The organism is Microbacterium sp. SY138 (assembly GCF_039729145.1).
In the GTDB taxonomy this organism is placed as follows: Bacteria; Actinomycetota; Actinomycetes; order Actinomycetales; family Microbacteriaceae; genus Microbacterium; species Microbacterium maritypicum_A.
In genome coordinates, this window is record NZ_CP155793.1 from 3,799,468 (window position 1) to 3,814,621 (window position 15,154).

Annotated in this window: 17 protein-coding genes; 5 read left to right on the forward strand and 12 right to left on the reverse strand. The window is 68.1% G+C overall.

Features of this window, described 5'->3' with window-relative positions:
- Positions 1-20: 20 nt before the first annotated feature.
- On the forward strand, positions 21-611 hold the full coding sequence (locus ABDC25_RS18340; RefSeq protein WP_167255065.1) for a DUF2165 domain-containing protein: 591 nt from the start codon (positions 21-23) through the stop codon (positions 609-611).
- A gap of 21 nt (positions 612-632) precedes the next feature.
- Here the strand turns inward: ABDC25_RS18340 and ABDC25_RS18345 are convergent, their stop codons facing one another.
- Positions 633-1,076, reverse strand: a complete 444-nt coding sequence (locus ABDC25_RS18345; RefSeq protein ID WP_021199430.1) for a VanZ family protein — start codon at positions 1,074-1,076, stop codon at positions 633-635.
- A gap of 492 nt (positions 1,077-1,568) precedes the next feature.
- Positions 1,569-2,912: a replicative DNA helicase gene (gene dnaB, locus ABDC25_RS18350; protein ID WP_046398921.1), complete on the reverse strand. Its 1,344-nt coding sequence runs from the start codon at positions 2,910-2,912 to the stop codon at positions 1,569-1,571.
- Positions 2,913-3,473: 561 nt separating this feature from the next.
- On the opposite strand from dnaB, the gene ABDC25_RS18355 reads away from it, so the two are divergent.
- Together ABDC25_RS18355 and ABDC25_RS18360 are read left to right on the forward strand one after the other, a co-directional pair.
- Positions 3,474-4,463 (forward strand): hypothetical protein, encoded by a 990-nt coding sequence (locus tag ABDC25_RS18355; protein WP_347124053.1) that lies wholly within the window; start codon positions 3,474-3,476, stop codon positions 4,461-4,463.
- 101 nt (positions 4,464-4,564) lie between these two features.
- Positions 4,565-6,064 carry a hypothetical protein gene (locus ABDC25_RS18360; protein ID WP_347124055.1) on the forward strand — a complete coding sequence of 500 codons (1,500 nt, stop codon included), beginning with the start codon at positions 4,565-4,567 and terminating at the stop codon, positions 6,062-6,064.
- 199 nt (positions 6,065-6,263) lie between these two features.
- On the opposite strand, the gene ABDC25_RS18365 is transcribed toward ABDC25_RS18360, so the two are convergent.
- The 5 genes from ABDC25_RS18365 to ABDC25_RS18385 are packed head-to-tail and all read right to left on the reverse strand — an operon-like array spanning position 6,264 to position 10,566.
- A complete protein-coding gene (locus tag ABDC25_RS18365; protein WP_347126035.1) occupies positions 6,264-6,611 on the reverse strand; it encodes a hypothetical protein in 348 nt (115 codons plus the stop codon).
- Positions 6,608-7,450 carry a hypothetical protein gene (locus ABDC25_RS18370; RefSeq protein ID WP_347124057.1) on the reverse strand — a complete coding sequence of 281 codons (843 nt, stop codon included), beginning with the start codon at positions 7,448-7,450 and terminating at the stop codon, positions 6,608-6,610. The genes ABDC25_RS18365 and ABDC25_RS18370 overlap by 4 nt, the downstream gene beginning before the upstream one ends.
- A 21-nt stretch (positions 7,451-7,471) precedes the next feature.
- Positions 7,472-8,335, reverse strand: a complete 864-nt coding sequence (locus ABDC25_RS18375) for an amidohydrolase family protein (protein WP_347124059.1) — start codon at positions 8,333-8,335, stop codon at positions 7,472-7,474.
- The gene (locus ABDC25_RS18380; RefSeq protein ID WP_347124061.1) at positions 8,335-9,531 is read right to left on the reverse strand and encodes a CaiB/BaiF CoA-transferase family protein; all 1,197 of its coding nucleotides are present in this window, start codon (positions 9,529-9,531) and stop codon (positions 8,335-8,337) included. Before ABDC25_RS18380 ends, ABDC25_RS18375 begins: the two co-directional genes overlap by 1 nt.
- A gap of 30 nt (positions 9,532-9,561) precedes the next feature.
- Positions 9,562-10,566 (reverse strand): alcohol dehydrogenase catalytic domain-containing protein, encoded by a 1,005-nt coding sequence (locus ABDC25_RS18385; RefSeq protein WP_136025496.1) that lies wholly within the window; start codon positions 10,564-10,566, stop codon positions 9,562-9,564.
- A 193-nt stretch (positions 10,567-10,759) separates the two neighbouring features.
- Here ABDC25_RS18385 and ABDC25_RS18390 point away from each other — a divergent pair, with 193 nt between their 5' ends.
- Positions 10,760-11,527, forward strand: coding sequence for an ABC transporter substrate-binding protein (locus tag ABDC25_RS18390; RefSeq protein WP_347124063.1), 768 nt, complete (start codon positions 10,760-10,762; stop codon positions 11,525-11,527).
- A 14-nt stretch (positions 11,528-11,541) separates the two neighbouring features.
- Positions 11,542-11,835, forward strand: coding sequence for a hypothetical protein (locus tag ABDC25_RS18395; protein WP_347124065.1), 294 nt, complete (start codon positions 11,542-11,544; stop codon positions 11,833-11,835).
- A gap of 162 nt (positions 11,836-11,997) precedes the next feature.
- Here ABDC25_RS18395 and ABDC25_RS18400 read toward each other — a convergent pair whose 3' ends face one another.
- The 5 genes from ABDC25_RS18400 to ABDC25_RS18420 all read right to left on the reverse strand — a co-directional run bounded on the left by ABDC25_RS18400 (position 11,998) and on the right by ABDC25_RS18420 (position 15,129).
- Positions 11,998-12,246, reverse strand: coding sequence for a Txe/YoeB family addiction module toxin (locus tag ABDC25_RS18400; protein WP_021201489.1), 249 nt, complete (start codon positions 12,244-12,246; stop codon positions 11,998-12,000).
- Positions 12,247-12,254: 8 nt separating this feature from the next.
- Positions 12,255-12,506 (reverse strand): type II toxin-antitoxin system prevent-host-death family antitoxin, encoded by a 252-nt coding sequence (locus ABDC25_RS18405; RefSeq protein WP_021201488.1) that lies wholly within the window; start codon positions 12,504-12,506, stop codon positions 12,255-12,257.
- A 135-nt stretch (positions 12,507-12,641) separates the two neighbouring features.
- Positions 12,642-13,475 carry an ABC transporter permease subunit gene (locus tag ABDC25_RS18410; protein ID WP_029260748.1) on the reverse strand — a complete coding sequence of 278 codons (834 nt, stop codon included), beginning with the start codon at positions 13,473-13,475 and terminating at the stop codon, positions 12,642-12,644.
- Positions 13,472-14,305, reverse strand: a complete 834-nt coding sequence (locus ABDC25_RS18415) for an ABC transporter permease (protein WP_347124068.1) — start codon at positions 14,303-14,305, stop codon at positions 13,472-13,474. The genes ABDC25_RS18410 and ABDC25_RS18415 overlap by 4 nt, the downstream gene beginning before the upstream one ends.
- Positions 14,302-15,129, reverse strand: a complete 828-nt coding sequence (locus ABDC25_RS18420) for an ABC transporter ATP-binding protein (protein ID WP_021201485.1) — start codon at positions 15,127-15,129, stop codon at positions 14,302-14,304. The genes ABDC25_RS18415 and ABDC25_RS18420 overlap by 4 nt, the downstream gene beginning before the upstream one ends.
- Positions 15,130-15,154 lie beyond the last annotated feature (25 nt).

Below are 15,154 nucleotides of genomic sequence, written 5' to 3' on the forward strand. Positions count from 1 at the left end.
CCGACCGATACTGTCTGGTCATGACTACGACCGACGCACCGCTGCGCTCACCTCGTTGGCACCTTCTCGGCTCGCTGCCCTTCGCCGCAGCCGCGCTCGTCCTCGTGAACGGGCTCTACATCTTCCTCGTCGCCCTCGGCAACATCACCGACTACGGCACGAACTTCGACTTCGTGCAGCATGTGCTGGCGATGGACACCACGAACTTCGGTCAGGATGCCGGAAAAGGTCTCGACCCTGACGTGATGTGGCGGGCGATCGACAATCCCGTGCTGTGGAACATCGCGTACATCGGCGTGATCATCTGGGAGTCGCTGAGCGCGATCGTCCTGATCGTCGCGGTCGTGTTCTTCGTGCGCGGATTCCTCGGCCACGGCTTCCACGCCGCCCGCGTGTGGTCGTCGATCGGACTCGTGATGATCATCCTGCTCTTCGTGGGCGGATTCATCTCCATCGGCGGCGAGTGGTTCCAGATGTGGCGCTCCACGTCGTGGAACGGGCTCGACCCCGCCTTCCGCAACTCCGTGATCGCCGGCATCGGTCTGGTGCTGCTGCACCTCCCGTCACCCCGATGGGATGACGCTCCGCCTCGGCGCAACGCCGCCCGATAGGCGCGTGGGCCCACGGCGTCCTCACGAACGCCGTCGCCCCAGGGCCCAGAGCCCTCGCACGATTCCCACCGCGACGGCGCCGATGATCCCGCCGATCGTGTTCCACACGATGTCCTGCACGTCAGGGACACGCCCAGGGATCGCGGCCTGGACACTCTCGATCGCGAACGACGCACAGAAGACGAGCACGGGCGCGAGCATCCAGAGCCGCCGGCTGAGCGCAAGCGCCACCGCGGCTCCGAGAGGGACGAAGAGCAGTGCGTTGAGGGTGCTCTCCACCTCGATGAAGGTCATCGGCTCGACCAGAGGCGCCGCGAAGACATGGGCGAGGTCCATGAAGAGCGCACGAGCAGGGCTCGCGAACCGGCGCGGCGTCAGCGTGACGGCGACGACCGCCAGAGCCGCGAGGCCCGCGACGAGGAACCGCGGGCCGGACGACGGGCGAGAGTGAGCGGAGTGAGCCATACGCCCACCTCACCGCATCCGATGTTGCGTGAGCGTATGCGTTTCGGTCGGTAGCATTCGGGGGTGGAGAGCGAACCGCGATGGAATCTGACCGTCGGGCTCTGGCTCATCTACACGCTGGTCCCCTCCGGATTCGGCGACGGCGTGGTGGGTCGGGGCTGATACCTGACCGGGGCGCTGCACCGTGACTTCCGGGAAGGGCGGGCCGAAGGGTACGACTGGAAGATCGAACCCGACGGCTCCTGGAGCATCGCAGAGCGCCTCGTCGTCTTCGCGATGAGCGAGAACGGCGACTACCTCGCCTGGGACACCGGTGCCCGAGACGACGACGGCGAACTGCCGATCTTCCACACGTCTCGCTTCAACTCACTGACGCGCATAGGTGACGACCTCTATGAAGCGATCGAATGGCTTCGTCGAGGCGACCGCGAACCGGATCCCATCGACTTCACTCCCCTCGCTCCCACCCGCTGTGAGCGACGGAGCCGACGCTCAGTTGAAGTCGCCGCCGGGGGCCATGTCCATGAAGCGCGAGTAGTGCCCCTGGAACGCGACGGTGATCGTGGCGGTCGGACCGTTACGGTGCTTGGCCACGATCAGGTCGGCTTCGCCCGGACGCACGTCTTTGTCGTACACCGAGTCGCGGTGCAGCAGGATGACCATGTCGGCGTCCTGCTCGATCGAGCCCGACTCTCGCAGGTCGCTGATCGCGGGCTTCTTGTCGGTGCGCTGCTCGGGACCACGGTTCAGTTGCGAGAGGGCGATGACCGGAACCTGCAACTCCTTGGCGATGAGCTTGAGGCTTCGGGAGAACTCCGAGACCTCCTGCTGACGCGACTCGACGCGCTTGCCCGAGGTCATCAGCTGCAGGTAGTCGATGATGACCATGCGCAGTCCTTCGCGCTGCTTCAGTCGACGGCACTTCGCGCGGATCTCGACGAGCGTCATGTTCGGGCTGTCGTCGATGTAGAGCGGGGCGTCGTTGATGCGCCCTCGGGTCGCGGCGACGGTGGTCCAGTCGCGCGGGTCGAGGTTTCCCTTTCGCATGTTCTGCAGCGGGATCGCACCCTCGGCGCTGAGCAAACGCATGGCGATCTCGCTCTTGCCCATCTCGAGGGAGAAGAAGACGGAGGGGAGGTTGTGGCCGATGGATGCGGCGCGCGCGAAGTCGAGCGCGAGCGTGGACTTACCCATGGCGGGTCGAGCGGCGACGACGATCATCTGCCCGCCGTGGAGGCCGTTCGTCAGTTCGTCGAGCTCTTTGAAGCCGGTCGGCACTCCGGTCATCGATCCGTCGCGGCCGCTGGCGGCCTCGATCTCCTCGAGCGCGGCGTCGACGGCGATCTGCAGCGGGACGTAGTCCTCGGCGGTCTCGGATCCGGTGATCGAGTAGATCTCGGCCTGCGCGTTGTTGACGATGTCGGTCGCATCGCCCTCACCGGCGTACCCGAGCTGCACGATGCGCGTGCCCGCATCGACGAGCCGGCGCAGGATCGCGCGCTCGGAGACGATGCCCGCGTAGTAGCCGGCGTTGGCCGCCGTGGGGACGATCGACGTCAGCGTGTGCAGGTAGTCGGCACCGCCGGCGCGGCCGAGCTCGCCTGTCTTGATGAGCTCGTCTGTGACGGCGACGACATCGGTGGGCTCACCGTGCGAGTACAGCGAGAGGATGGCCTCGAAGATGAGCTCGTGCTTCGGGATGTAGAAGTCGGCACCCTTGAGCGTCTCGATCACATCGGCGACCGCATCCTTCGACAGGAGCATTCCGCCCAGCGCACTCTGCTCGGCGAGAAGGTCGTGGGGAGGCGTGCGCTCCGGCGCGCGCTTCGCGCCCATGCGCTCCTCTGAGATGTCAGCGATCGACACAGTCTTCCCTTCGATGCGACGTTTCCGATGCGATGTTCTGATGAGACGCTTCGACGGCGGGGCCCGTGCGGCCTTCGGCCCTCACACCGCTCTGAACAGCAAAACAGCTGCCTCCGACATTCGGTCGCTCGCCCACGCTACGAGCGACTGTTTCCACATGCAAGACGGCCTGTGGATAACTCTGTGGAGAGCGTGCGAACAAACTCGGAGTGTCTGTGCACAACGGGTGTGGATAACCCCGTGGAGGACCGGGATACGAAACTTTTTTATTCCACTTGAACTGGCGTTTATTGTTTCCCCAGCCTGTGGATGGAAATCAGTTTAAATCGGGCATTGAAGGTTGCCCTCCGCGGGGATGGGATGTGTAGAACTTGGGGAAAGTCAAGCCGAGATTTCTCCGGGCGCGTCACACCCGGACATCCCCGGAAACGCGCGGAGAACCCTCTAGACACGACGTCCGTGCGCGAGTATCGTCAGCCCCAATCGACGCAACGGCGTCGACGTACGTTGCCTTCGGAGGGGGAGGTCGACGTGGACGTTCGGGCCACCCGACGCGGCATACCTGCCGCCGTCTTCTGGGGTGGCATCGGCGTGCTCGCCTGGGCGACGCTCACGGTTCTCCTCGCGGGCGGATCCGCGCACGCGGACGAACAGGACGGCCCGCTCGACGGACTCACCTCGCTCGTCAGCGACACGGTGTCGGCCGTCACGGCCCCCGTGACCCCGGTCGTCACGCAGGTGGTCGCCCCCGTGGTGACACAGGTGGTCGCGCCCGTGCAGCAGGCCGTCCCCGCCGTGGTCGCCACCGTGACCGAGCCGATCGTGAATGCTCCGGTCGTCGGTCCGGCGGTCACACCCGTCGTGAACACCGTGACCGAGACCGCGACCGCGGTCGTCACCCCTGTCACCGATGCCCTGACCGACGCACCGGTCTCTCAGATCACCGATCCGATTCTCGACGCGGTCTCCCGCATCCCCGTGGTCGGCGGACTCGTCTCCGACCTCGGTCTGATCTCCGCGGTGGGTGACGTCGTCGGCGTCGTCGATGACACCACTGCTCTTCTCGGGAACGTCACGAACGAGACGGTTCCGCCCGTGCTCGAAGCGCTCAACCCGTCGACGACGACGCCTGGATCCGGCGAAGGTCCCGCGAACGTCGCCGAGGCCCCGGTCCCCCCGACGGCCGCCCCCGCGACGGAGAGCTCCGCAGCGACGCCGGCGGTCTCGTCGACAGCTGTGCCGTCGACCGTGTCCCCGCCGTCTGGCGCGCTCACCACCGCGATCGGCGCCACCACCGACGACGCCACTTCTGTGCCCACTGCTCCCCCGTCGGGGAGCCCGCCAGGCACCACAGTCCCCGCGTCCTCCTCCGCCGGTTCCGGCGGCGGGAGCGGCGCATCCCCCGCGCGCCTCAGCGACGCGAACTCTTCTCCGCTCCGTGCTGGCGAGCGGACATCCGGCGCCTCCGACGACGAGCTTCCCTCGTCGACGGTCGCCGACACCGACGTCTCTCCTGACTGACGGATCGTCACGTCGTTCCCCCGGGAACGACAGATGCCGTGCTGCGCGCGCATGTGATCGCGCGCACCCATCAGACGATCCATCCAGTCAGGAGAACGATCATGCGTACTTTCATCAAGCGGGCCCTCTGGGGCACGCTCATCGCCGGGGGCATCACGCTCCTCGGCGCGACGGCCGCGAACGCGGCTGAGACGACCGGAGACGACGGACTGCTCTCCGGCACACAGGTGGAGACAGCGATCACCGCACCGATCTCGGTCGTGAACAACGCGATCTCGGTGCTGAGCGACGCCGTGTCCACCGCGCCTGCCCCGGCTCCGGCGCCCGCGCCTGCCCCGGCACCCGCACCCGCACCCGCACCCGCACAGACGAGCGGCGACTCGGGCACGGCATCCGGCACTCAGGCCGCGGTGACCGTGAACCTTCCCGTCACCGTGTCGAACAACGCGGTGAGCGTGCTCGACACATCGACGACCAGCGCCCCGGCTGCCACTTCCCCGAGCCCGGCTCCCCAGGCCGAAGCGCCTCTCGTGACCACGAACGGTCTGGACGGTGTGCTCTCGGGCACGCAGGCGCTGCTCGCGGTCAACGCACCGGTCACCGTCACGGGCAACGCCGTGTCGCTGGTCGGCGACACCGAGAGCACCACTCCGAACGCGCAGGGGGCCGCGGCACCGGCCTCCTCCGCTCCCGTGGGTGCGACCACATCCGGTGACGACGGCATCGGCAGCGGCACACAGGTCATCGCGCCCATCACGGCACCGGTGACGGTGTCGGGGAACGCGATCTCGTTGCTCGGTGACACGAGCTCCACGGGAACCGGCACCGCCGGCTCGACCGCTCCCCCCGCTCCCGCCACGTCGGCGGGAACGTCGGGTGACGACGCGGTCCTCGGCGGCACGCAGGCGACGGCGCCCGTCACGGCACCGGTCACGGTGTCGGGGAACGCGATCTCCGTCCTCGACGACGCCACCGTCACCCGCACCGGCACCGGCACCGGTGGAAACACCACCGCACCGGCAGCCCCCGCCACCGGAGGCAACACCACCACCGGAACCGACAGCGTCCTCGGCGGCACCCAGATCACGGCACCCGTCACGGCCCCCATCGGCGTGACCGGCAACGCGATCTCCGTCCTCGACGACGCCACCGTCACCCGCACCGGCACCGGCAGCAGCACCGGAGGAACCGCCCCCACCACCGGAGGCAACACCACCACCGGAACCGACGGCATCCTCGGCGGCACCCAACTGGCGCTGCCGATCAGCCTTCCGATCACGCTGGGCGGAAACGCCATCTCCGTGATCGGCGAGGCGACGGTGACCGACCCCGGCACGGGAACCGACCCCGGCACCGATCCCGGTACCGACCCCGGAACGGATCCCGGTACCGACCCCGGAACCAACCCGGGAACGACGCCCGGAACGACTCCGGTCTCGACGGCCGGAGCCGCCTTCGCCTCGGGCGCGGCGACGACCGGTCAGGCGTCAGGGCTCGCGATGACCGGCGCTCCGTCGCCGGTCGGACTGCTCGCAATCGCCGCCGTCCTGCTCCTCCTCGGAAGCGCCGGACTCCTGCGACGTCGTCTCGTGACGGCGTAGTGAGGACGCCGGTGGTGCGGCCGTCCTCGGGGGAGGAGACCCGCACCGCCGGTGCGCCGCTGCGTCCACCCCACACGTCGACGGATTCGTAGCCCCCAGCTCACACCGTCGTTCGACGCCGGCGCAGAATGGGCGGATGCCCCGTGGAAACCCCACCCACGGGGCATCCGTCGCGCCTGCGCACAGGCGTTCGACGAGGTCAGGGGATGTCGTCGACCTCGCCGTACGGGATGATCGCGGCGCGGTATCGCTCGACGAGTTCGCGCCATCCGAAGCCCTCGGTGTACTCGTGCTCGTAGACGGCTTCGGTGAAGTGCCACAGCAGATACGGATGCGCGCCGAGACCGTAGAGCACGCCGTAGTCGCGGTTGACGAAGGCGGTGCGCTCCTCGGGGGTCAGCACCCGGTCGTCGGCGACCGCGTCGGGCCCCGCTCCCCCGGCGAGCCACCCGGCGACGAACCCCTCGGTGTCGGCGACGTAGGCGTTCACGTTCGCGGTGCTCATCTCGACAGCGCGGATGAACTTGTTCATCATGTACCGGCTCACGATGCGGCCCTCCAGAGGAAGAACGGACTGGAGGCGAAGCGCGAGGTCGTGGCCTCCGCGAGTTCGGCCGGGCGCCCCTGCATGGCGGCGAGCGCGGCGACGATGTTCACGTACTGATACGTGACGTTGCCGGCGGCCATGATGCGGTCGAACCGGCATCCGGCGATCGCCCCGTCGAGGTCGCCGTCACGCATCCACCCGACGGCCTCGGCGTCGAACTCCGGATCTGGCGAGCCGTTGAAGGTGCGCGGGCCACCCACGTCGGTTGCCATGTGCCCCGAGGTGAGCAGGCCCACTCTGGCGTCGCTGTCCCAGGACTCGACCGCGGTGCGCAGGTGGTGTCCGAGAGCGGCGAAGCGGGCGGCGGTCGGCAGCGGAGGCAGGATCGAGTTCGCGTGGATCGGCACGATCGGCAGGTCGAGCTCCGGACGCACGTATTGCAGTGGCAGCACGAAGCTGTGGTCGAGCCGCCACTCGTGCGAGACCGAGAAGTCGATGGTCTCGGGCAGCACCTCGCGGCCGGTGATCTGCGTCGCGAGCTCCGGGTCGCCGGTCAGCTCGGCGTACTCCATGCCGAAGGTGCGCACCTCGTTCTCGTAGGTGCCGTGGTACGAGGCGGCTTTGCCGACGATGAAGGCAGGTGAGTTGTCGGAGAAGAACTGCCGCACGTGGTCGGTGCCGAGCACGATGAGAGTGTCGACCCCGGCATCCGAGATCGCCTCACGGATGCGACGGAAGTTCGCCTCGACCGTCACGAGATCGTCGGGCATCGGCTCGCGCATCGCCCGCCACAGCAGCGGGTTGTGTGGGGTCGCTGCGGCCATCACCAGTTCAGCCACGATCGGCTCCTTCCTTCGCGCTCACAGTCGGAACAGCGTGCGTGCGTTGTCGAGCAGGATCTTCCGACGCGATTCCTCCTTGAGCCCGAGCTCGTCGAACTCGGCCATCCAGCGGTCGGCGGTCATCACGGGCCAATCCGACCCGAAGAGCACCCGGTCGGAGATCAGCGAGTCGGCGTAGCGGACCACCTCGGGCGGCAGGTACTTCGGCGCCCACCCCGACAGGTCGAGGTACACGTTCGACTTGTGCCACACCATCGCCAGGTTCTCGAGGTGCCACGGCCATGCCGGGTGCGCGCTGATGATGTTCAGCTCGGGGAACTCTGCAGCCACGTCGTCGATGTACGGCACAGGGCGGGCGTTCTCGAGCCGATATCCGCCGCCACCGGGAGTACCCGCACCGGCGCCGGGGAACCCGGAGTGGAACATCACCACGAGCCCGAGTTCAGCGCAGGTCTCCCAGATCGGGAAGAAGCGACGGTCGTTGGCGAGGAACTTCTGCCGCGACGGGTTGAGCTCGCCGACGCCCTTGATGCCGTACTCGGCGTGCATCCGACGGATCTCGGCGACCGCGGCCTCGCCCTTCCACGGGTCGATGCCGGCGAAGGCGAGGAACACATCGGGGTGGTCCTGCTGCGCCTTGCCGAGGAGGTCGTTCGGTGCACCCTTGATTCCGCTCGTGGTCTCCGAGTCGGAGTTCACGATCACGGCCATCATCTTGCGGTCGCGGTACTGATCGGCCTGCTCGGCGAACGACACCACCGGCCGCTCGCGCCCGAAGTGCGCCGACATCTGGGAGTGCCGCTGGCCCATCGCCGCGATGAACTCCTCGGTCTGCGGGTGGGTGTGGACGTCGATCGCGACGAGGTCGTCGATACCGGGCATCAGGCTGCCCCTTCCTTCGCTCGTGCGGGTTCGGATTCGGGGTCGGAGCCGGTCCGCAGTCCCGTGATCTCCTCGGTGTCGGCGCCGAGCGCCGGCGCGTATCGCAGCTCGGGTCGACCGGACCGCTGGAACCGGATGCTGGGCACCGGGACGCGCAGCGCGCCATCAGGCCCCTCGATCTCCTCGACCAGACCCATGCTCGCGATCTGCGGATCGTCGAACAGGTCGCCCATCGTGTTCAGCGGACCGTGCGGGATGTCGTGCGCGGCGAGCCGGTCGAGCCAGTACTGCCGGGGTCGGGTGGCGGCGATCTCCTTGACCACCACGTCGAGCTCATCATAGTTGCGCACGCGCGCTTCCCGGGTCGAGAAGCGCGGGTCGTCGGCGAGATCGGGCCGCTCGAGCACGTCGAGCAGTCCGGTCCAGAACTTCTCCGGCACCGACATATGGATCACAAAGGCCTTGTCGTCGGACCCCCGGCAGGCGTAGGCCTGCGCGCGGCGCGGACGCGAGTCGGGCGATGAGACCTGTCCGGTCTCGAGGAACGCCGAAGCGGACTCGGTGAGGAAGTCGAGCAGGGCACCCACCATCGTGACCTCGACATGCTCGCCCACCCCGCTGACGTCACGGGCATGCAGGGCGGCGAGCACGGCCTGTACGGCCGACATCCCCGACAGCAGATCGGAGAACGCAGGCCCCAGCGGACGGATCGTGGAGGCCGGGACCACCTGGCTGTACATTCCCCCGGTCGCCGAGATCACGGTGTCGTAGGCAGGGCGCTTCGCGGCCGGCCCGGTGGGGCCGAAACCGGTGATCGAGCACGTGATCACCCGCGGGTTGCGTTCGTGCAGCGCATCGGGGCCGAACCCGAGCCGCTCGGCGACACCGGGGCGGAAGTTGTCCAGCACGATGTCGGCATCGTCGACCAGGCCGAACAGCGCAGCGAGCCCCTCGGCGCTCTTGAGGTCGAGCACGACCCCGCGCTTGCCCCGGTTGTAGGCGGCGAACTGGGGACTCATGGTCGCCCGCCCCTCCCATCGGCGCATCGGGTCCCCCTCGGGCGACTCGACCTTGACGACGTCGGCGCCGAGGTCGGCGAGCAGCTTGGCCGCGAACGGACCCGAGATGTACTGGCCCAGCTCGACCACGCGGATCCCGGCCAGCGCACCCGCGCCGGGTGATGCGGAATTCGTCACTTCTGGTCTCCTCTTCGATACCGAGGGCGGTCAGCGCACATCGACGACGACCTTCCCGTCGCCCTTGCGGGGGAAATCGCGATACGCCGTGGCGATGTCGTCCAGCGCGTAGCGGCGGCCGACGAGCGAGGGCAGGGCCCCGGCGGCGGCGAGCGCGAGAGCCTCGGCCACATCGTCGTAGCGTGCGCTGGCCACACCCGACAGCCGCTTGCGACGCAGGTAGAAGTCGCGGGCGTCGATGCGCAGGTCGCTGTCGACGGATGCCGCGCAGAACACGGCCCGACCTCCCCACCGCAACGCCGAGATCCCGGCGCTCAGGGTCGGAGCGTGGCCGGAGACATCGAGCACGACGTCGAACCCCTCTCCCCCGTCGAGGGCCGCCGCCAGCGCGGGAGCTCCCGAAGCCTGGATGAGCTGCTCGTCTCCGAGCGGTGCGAGAGTACGGCGCGACGCGGCGACGACCTGGGCCCCGCGAGCGAGCGCGATGGCCACCGCCGCACGGCCGAGGGTGCCGCCCGCGCCGGTGACGAGCACCCTGTCGCCCGCGGCGAGCGCGACCGTGCGCACGGCGTTGATCACGATGGAGGCACTGTGCACCACGGCGGTCGCCTGTGCCGCGTCGAGGCCGTGGCGGTCGATCGCGTTGCGGGAGGGGACGACGACGTACTCGGCGGCGCCCCCGTCGCGGTGCACGCCGACGACGGTCTGGTTCGGGCAATCGGCTTCGTCTCCGGCCTGGCAATGGGCGCACTGCCCGCAGGCGATGTTGGGTTTGACCACCACGGTCTGGCCGATCCGCTTCTGGTCGACACCCGCTCCGATGGCGATGATCTCGCCGGCCGGGTCGATCCCGAGGATGCGAGGCAGCTGCGCCCGTGCTCCTGGGCCGACACCGGCGATGACGTTGAGGTCGAGCTGATTCACCCCGACCGTCTCCACGCGCACGAGCACTTCGCCGTCGCCGGGTGCCGGGACATCCGCGACCGCGACGGTCAGCCCGTCCAGGTCATGACGGCTCAGCACGGCGGCACGCATCTTCACCTCTTCATCGCGGGAATCTGTTTGGGATACTGTATCCAATTTTCATCACGGTCGTCTAGACCCTGTTCGAGCACGATATCCCGCAAACCATGGACACCCGATTCCAAATTGGATACCGTATCCCAAAATCCGCGTGAGGCGCCCCACTCCACGGAGGAGTCGCACGCACTTGCCCGAATGGAGAGTCATGCGCACGACACGAAACAGACTCGGCATCGCCGCGGTCGGGGGCGCAGCAGCACTGACGCTGCTCGCCGCCTGCGCCTCGCCGACGCCGACACCGGAAGGACCCGTCGACCTCGGCGACGGCGAACCCGGAGCCGCGGAGGACACCAGCATCACGGTGGCCATCCCCTTCCCCGACATCACGATGTACTCGATGTTCGTCCTGGCGTCCGACCTCGGCTACTACGAAGACGAGGGCCTCACCGTCGAGGTCATCACCGCCGACAACGTCACGGCCGCCGTCGCCAGCGGCAGTGCCGACATCGGCGTCGAGTCGACCGGCACCGTGATCGACGCCATCCGCGGCGGTGTCGAGATCGATCTGGTCTCCGGCCACTACTGCCGGCAGAACTTCGACTTCGCGGTGCAGTCCGACGTGAAGAGCGTCGACGACCTCGACGGCACGTCGATCGTGCTGGCCGGCACTCCCGGCGACCCGGCCGAGTTCCAGCGCGCCCAGGTGTTGAAGGAGGAGGGCTGGGACGTCGCATCCGTCGACACTGAGGTCGTCTACCCGGGCCCGGATCGGAGTCGTGGACGGAGTTCTTCGTCAACGACAAGATCAGCCTGCAGCCGTTCTACGCCGACGACAGGGCAGCACTCGAAGCTCACGGCGCGAACATCGTGGTCGAGTCGCTGCGCAACTGGGCGAACGACGTGCAGATCGCCGGCACGAAGTGGGCGCAGGAGAATCCGAATACCCTCGTCCGGTTCCTGCGGGCCACGCTGAAGGGCACCGACTTCATGACGGCGCCCGCGCCCGGCGAGTTCCCCGAGAACGCGGAGGAGGCGCTGGACATCTACGAGGCCAACGACTTCGACGTCGCGGAACTGCGTGATTCGGACAGCGTCTGGATCCTCGACGGACACCTCGCCTGCCCGAACCTGTACTTCGACGGCGAGGCGTGGGACACCACCATCGAGACGCAGAAGCTCGAACCGCTGGAGTTCGATGACGAGCAGCTCGTCTACCTCCGCAAGGCGCAGGAGCTCCTGGGCCTCGACAACGAGGGACCGGCCACGCTGACCTACCCGTGAGTCGCTGACTCGCACGAAAGGCCCCACCGTTGCGCATGGCGGTGGCGCCTCTTTGTATGGCGGCTGGCGTGTTCGCTTAGGCCCCGCAACTCCCGCGGGATACAGAGCGATGCCACTTCACACCCAGCCGGCAGTCGACTAGACGGCCCTTCGGTCCGCGTCCTAGTAGTGGTCGCGAGCCTGGAGAATGACGATCTGCTCGTCGCTCACGTAGTAGACGAGGCGATTGGCCTGGTCGATGCGGCGGGACCACGCCCCGGAGAGCACGTGCTTCAGCGGCTCCGGTTTCCCGATGCCCTCGAAGGGATCACGGAGAACGTCGGCGATGAGCTGGTTGATCCGCCTCAGCGTCTTGCGATCCTGGCCCTGCCAGTACGTGTAGTCCTCCCACCCATGGGGGTCGAAGGCCAATCTCCGAGTCACTCGTCGATCAGGTCGTGCTGCTCGGCCTCACCGCGGCGCGCACGCTCGATCGCCGAGAGAAGTCGCTCTGCACCCACAGGGTTTCGCAGCAGGTACGCCGTCTCCGTGAGGGCGTCGTAGTCGTCCTTCGACATGATGACGGCGTTCCCACGTCGGGAGACGACCTCGACGGGCGCATGGTCATCGTTCACCTGCTGGATAAGGCCGAACAGGCTCTTGCGGGCCTCGGTAGCCGAGATCGCGGACATCCTCCACCTCCCGAGTGGTACAACAAAGCGTACCACTCGATCGCGAGTGAATGCCCGCCGAACGGACCCGACCCCCGTCGCGCATGAGACGGGGGTCGGGAGTCGAGGGGCGTCGGGAGTCTGCGTCGGTGCCGGTCAGCCGACGATCTTGCGCTCGTCGTACCAGGGCGCCAGCCGGCGCCGGAGGATCGAGATGAGCAGCAGCGTGAGGTTGGCGATGATGACCATCACCACGACCATCGCGATGGCCTCGTCCATCCGGAATTGGTACGCGGCGAACTCGAGCAGGTGACCGAGGCCGCCGGTGCCGCCGAGGAACTCGCCGAGCACCTCGCCCGTGAAGCCGAGGGCCGCACCGCGCTGGATGCCGGAGAGGCTGTAGGGCAGCGTGGCGGGGAAGATCACCTTCCAGCCGAGGCCGATCCCCTTCGCGCCGTACACCCTGGCCGCGTTGACGAGCGAAGGGTTCACGGTGACCGCGCCCTCCATCGTGTTCAGCAGAATCGGGAACACCGCCAGCAGGATCACGAGGGCGATCTTCGACTCGCTGCCGAGGCCCAGGCCGAGGATGAACAGCGGGGCGAGCGCGACCTTGGGCGTGGAGTACAGCACCCACAGGAACGGGGCGACCATGAAGCGCAGCACCGGCGACCAGCCGACCGCGAGCCCCACGACCACACCGACGACGATCGCGATCGCGAGGCCGATCAGCAGGTTGGTGACGCTGAACGCGAAGGCGCTCCAGAACTCGGGGTCGACCATGAGCTGGCCGAACGCCACGGCCACCGCGGTCGGTGCGGGCAGGAAGGCCGCCGGTATCCAGTGGAACCAGCTGACGGCTGCCTCCCACAGGAGCAGCACTGCGGCGATCACCCCGATCAGGAGCAGGGTCCACTTTCCCTCGCCGGAGCGCACCACACGCCGCGGCCGCACGATGCGGACGGTTCCGGTTGCCGAGACGACGCTCATCGCGTGCCCTTCCTCGTCCACGGCGCGACCCCGCGTTCGATGGCCGTGACCACCTGGGTCATGCTCACGCTCCACAGCACGACGACGGCGATCGCGGCGAACGCCTGGTCGGTCTGATACGTGTTCGAGGCGCGGATGATGAGCGCGCCCATGCCGCCCGACGAGCCCGCGAGCTCGGCCACGACCATGCCGATCGTGGCGAGGACGACCGCTTGCCGCAGCCCCGCGAACAGGAACGGGATCGTCGACGGCAGGTACACCGAGCGATACAGCCGCATCCGCCCCGCCCCGTACACGCGGGCGGCGCGGATGATCGACGGGTTCGTGGTGCGCATGCCCGCGGCGACGTTGAGCAGGATCGGGAAGATCGCGCTGATCGTCACGAGGAAGATCACCGGACCGATGCCGAATCCGAACCACGCCTTCGCGAGCGGCTGATAGGCGATCGACGGCGTGGCGTAGATCGTCCACGCGATCGGACCGATCACGCGGTCGACGGGAAGCGATGTTCCCATCAGGAGCCCGACCGGGATGCCGACGACCACCGCGAGCGCGAAACCGGTCAGCCACGCCTGCACCGAGATGCCGGCGTTGGCGGCGAGCGATCCGTTCGCCACGATCTCGCCGAACCCCTGCGCGATGGCCAGAGGCGGCGGCAGGAAGACCGGACTGATCCAGCCGAACACCCCGACGACCAGCTGCCAGAGCACGAGGAGCATGACGACCTCGACCGCGATGACCGCCGCCTTGCCCCGGGCGCTCAGCCCCGCGAGCCAGGCGGCGAGGCCACCCCTGCCGAGGTTCGGCCCGGTGGCGAGCAGCGCGGTCATTTCGACACCGCCGCTGCCGTGGCCTCACCCTCCAGCGCCTCCCAGAGGTGGTCGCGGAGTTCGAGGAAGCGCGGATCGTGCTGCACCGACCGTTCCGAGCGCGGGCGCGGGATGCCGGTCGTGATGATCTCCTTGATCGCACCGGGGTGGCTCTTGAAGACGACGATGCGGTCACCGAGGAGGATGGCCTCCTCGATCGAGTGCGTGATGAAGAGGACGGTCTTGCCCGTCGCCTCGATGAGCTTCTCGATCTCGTCGCGCATCACCTCGCGGGTGAGGGCGTCGACGGCACCGAGCGGCTCGTCCATCAACAGGATGCGCGGTTCCGCGACGAACGCGCGGGCGAGCCCGACGCGCTGCTGCATGCCGCCGGAGAGCTCACGGGGGTACGACGACTCGAATCCCGCAAGCCCCACCATCTCGATGGCCTCCTGCACCTTCGCCCGCCAGTCGGCGGTGCGCAGGCCCTTCTGCATCTCGAGTCCGAACTTCACGTTGTCGAACACGGTGCGCCAGGGCAGCAGGGCGTAGTCCTGGAAGACAACGGCCCGGTCGGGACCAGGGCCGTCGACCTGCTTCCCATCGACGAGGACGGCCCCGGTGCTCGGCGCGACGAGGCCGGCGATGACGTTCATGAACGTCGTCTTTCCGCACCCCGACGGGCCGAGCACCGTGATGAACTCACCTTCGAACACGTCGAGGTCGACGTCTTCGATGGCGATCAGCTTCTTTCCCGTCCGCGCGACGTCATAGCTCACCGAGAGCCCGGTGACCGAGATCAGCGGATCCGCCGAGTCCCGTGCGGTGTCGTTCACGTCAGTCATCGTCGACCTCTCGTCTCATCGCCGC

Excerpts from the sequence above, each read along its gene's own strand:
- ABDC25_RS18340 (WP_167255065.1), top strand. The coding sequence starts at position 21 with ATGACTACGACCGACGCACCGCTGCGCTCACCTCGTTGGCACCTTCTC.
- ABDC25_RS18345 (WP_021199430.1), bottom strand. The coding sequence starts at position 1,076 with ATGGCTCACTCCGCTCACTCTCGCCCGTCGTCCGGCCCGCGGTTCCTC.
- dnaB (WP_046398921.1), bottom strand. The coding sequence starts at position 2,912 with ATGGGCGCGAAGCGCGCGCCGGAGCGCACGCCTCCCCACGACCTTCTC.
- ABDC25_RS18360 (WP_347124055.1), top strand. The coding sequence starts at position 4,565 with ATGCGTACTTTCATCAAGCGGGCCCTCTGGGGCACGCTCATCGCCGGG.
- ABDC25_RS18375 (WP_347124059.1), bottom strand. The coding sequence starts at position 8,335 with ATGCCCGGTATCGACGACCTCGTCGCGATCGACGTCCACACCCACCCG.
- ABDC25_RS18385 (WP_136025496.1), bottom strand. The coding sequence starts at position 10,566 with ATGCGTGCCGCCGTGCTGAGCCGTCATGACCTGGACGGGCTGACCGTC.
- ABDC25_RS18390 (WP_347124063.1), top strand. The coding sequence starts at position 10,760 with ATGCGCACGACACGAAACAGACTCGGCATCGCCGCGGTCGGGGGCGCA.
- ABDC25_RS18395 (WP_347124065.1), top strand. The coding sequence starts at position 11,542 with ATGACGGCGCCCGCGCCCGGCGAGTTCCCCGAGAACGCGGAGGAGGCG.
- ABDC25_RS18405 (WP_021201488.1), bottom strand. The coding sequence starts at position 12,506 with ATGTCCGCGATCTCGGCTACCGAGGCCCGCAAGAGCCTGTTCGGCCTT.
- ABDC25_RS18410 (WP_029260748.1), bottom strand. The coding sequence starts at position 13,475 with ATGAGCGTCGTCTCGGCAACCGGAACCGTCCGCATCGTGCGGCCGCGG.
- ABDC25_RS18415 (WP_347124068.1), bottom strand. The coding sequence starts at position 14,305 with ATGACCGCGCTGCTCGCCACCGGGCCGAACCTCGGCAGGGGTGGCCTC.
- ABDC25_RS18420 (WP_021201485.1), bottom strand. The coding sequence starts at position 15,129 with ATGACTGACGTGAACGACACCGCACGGGACTCGGCGGATCCGCTGATC.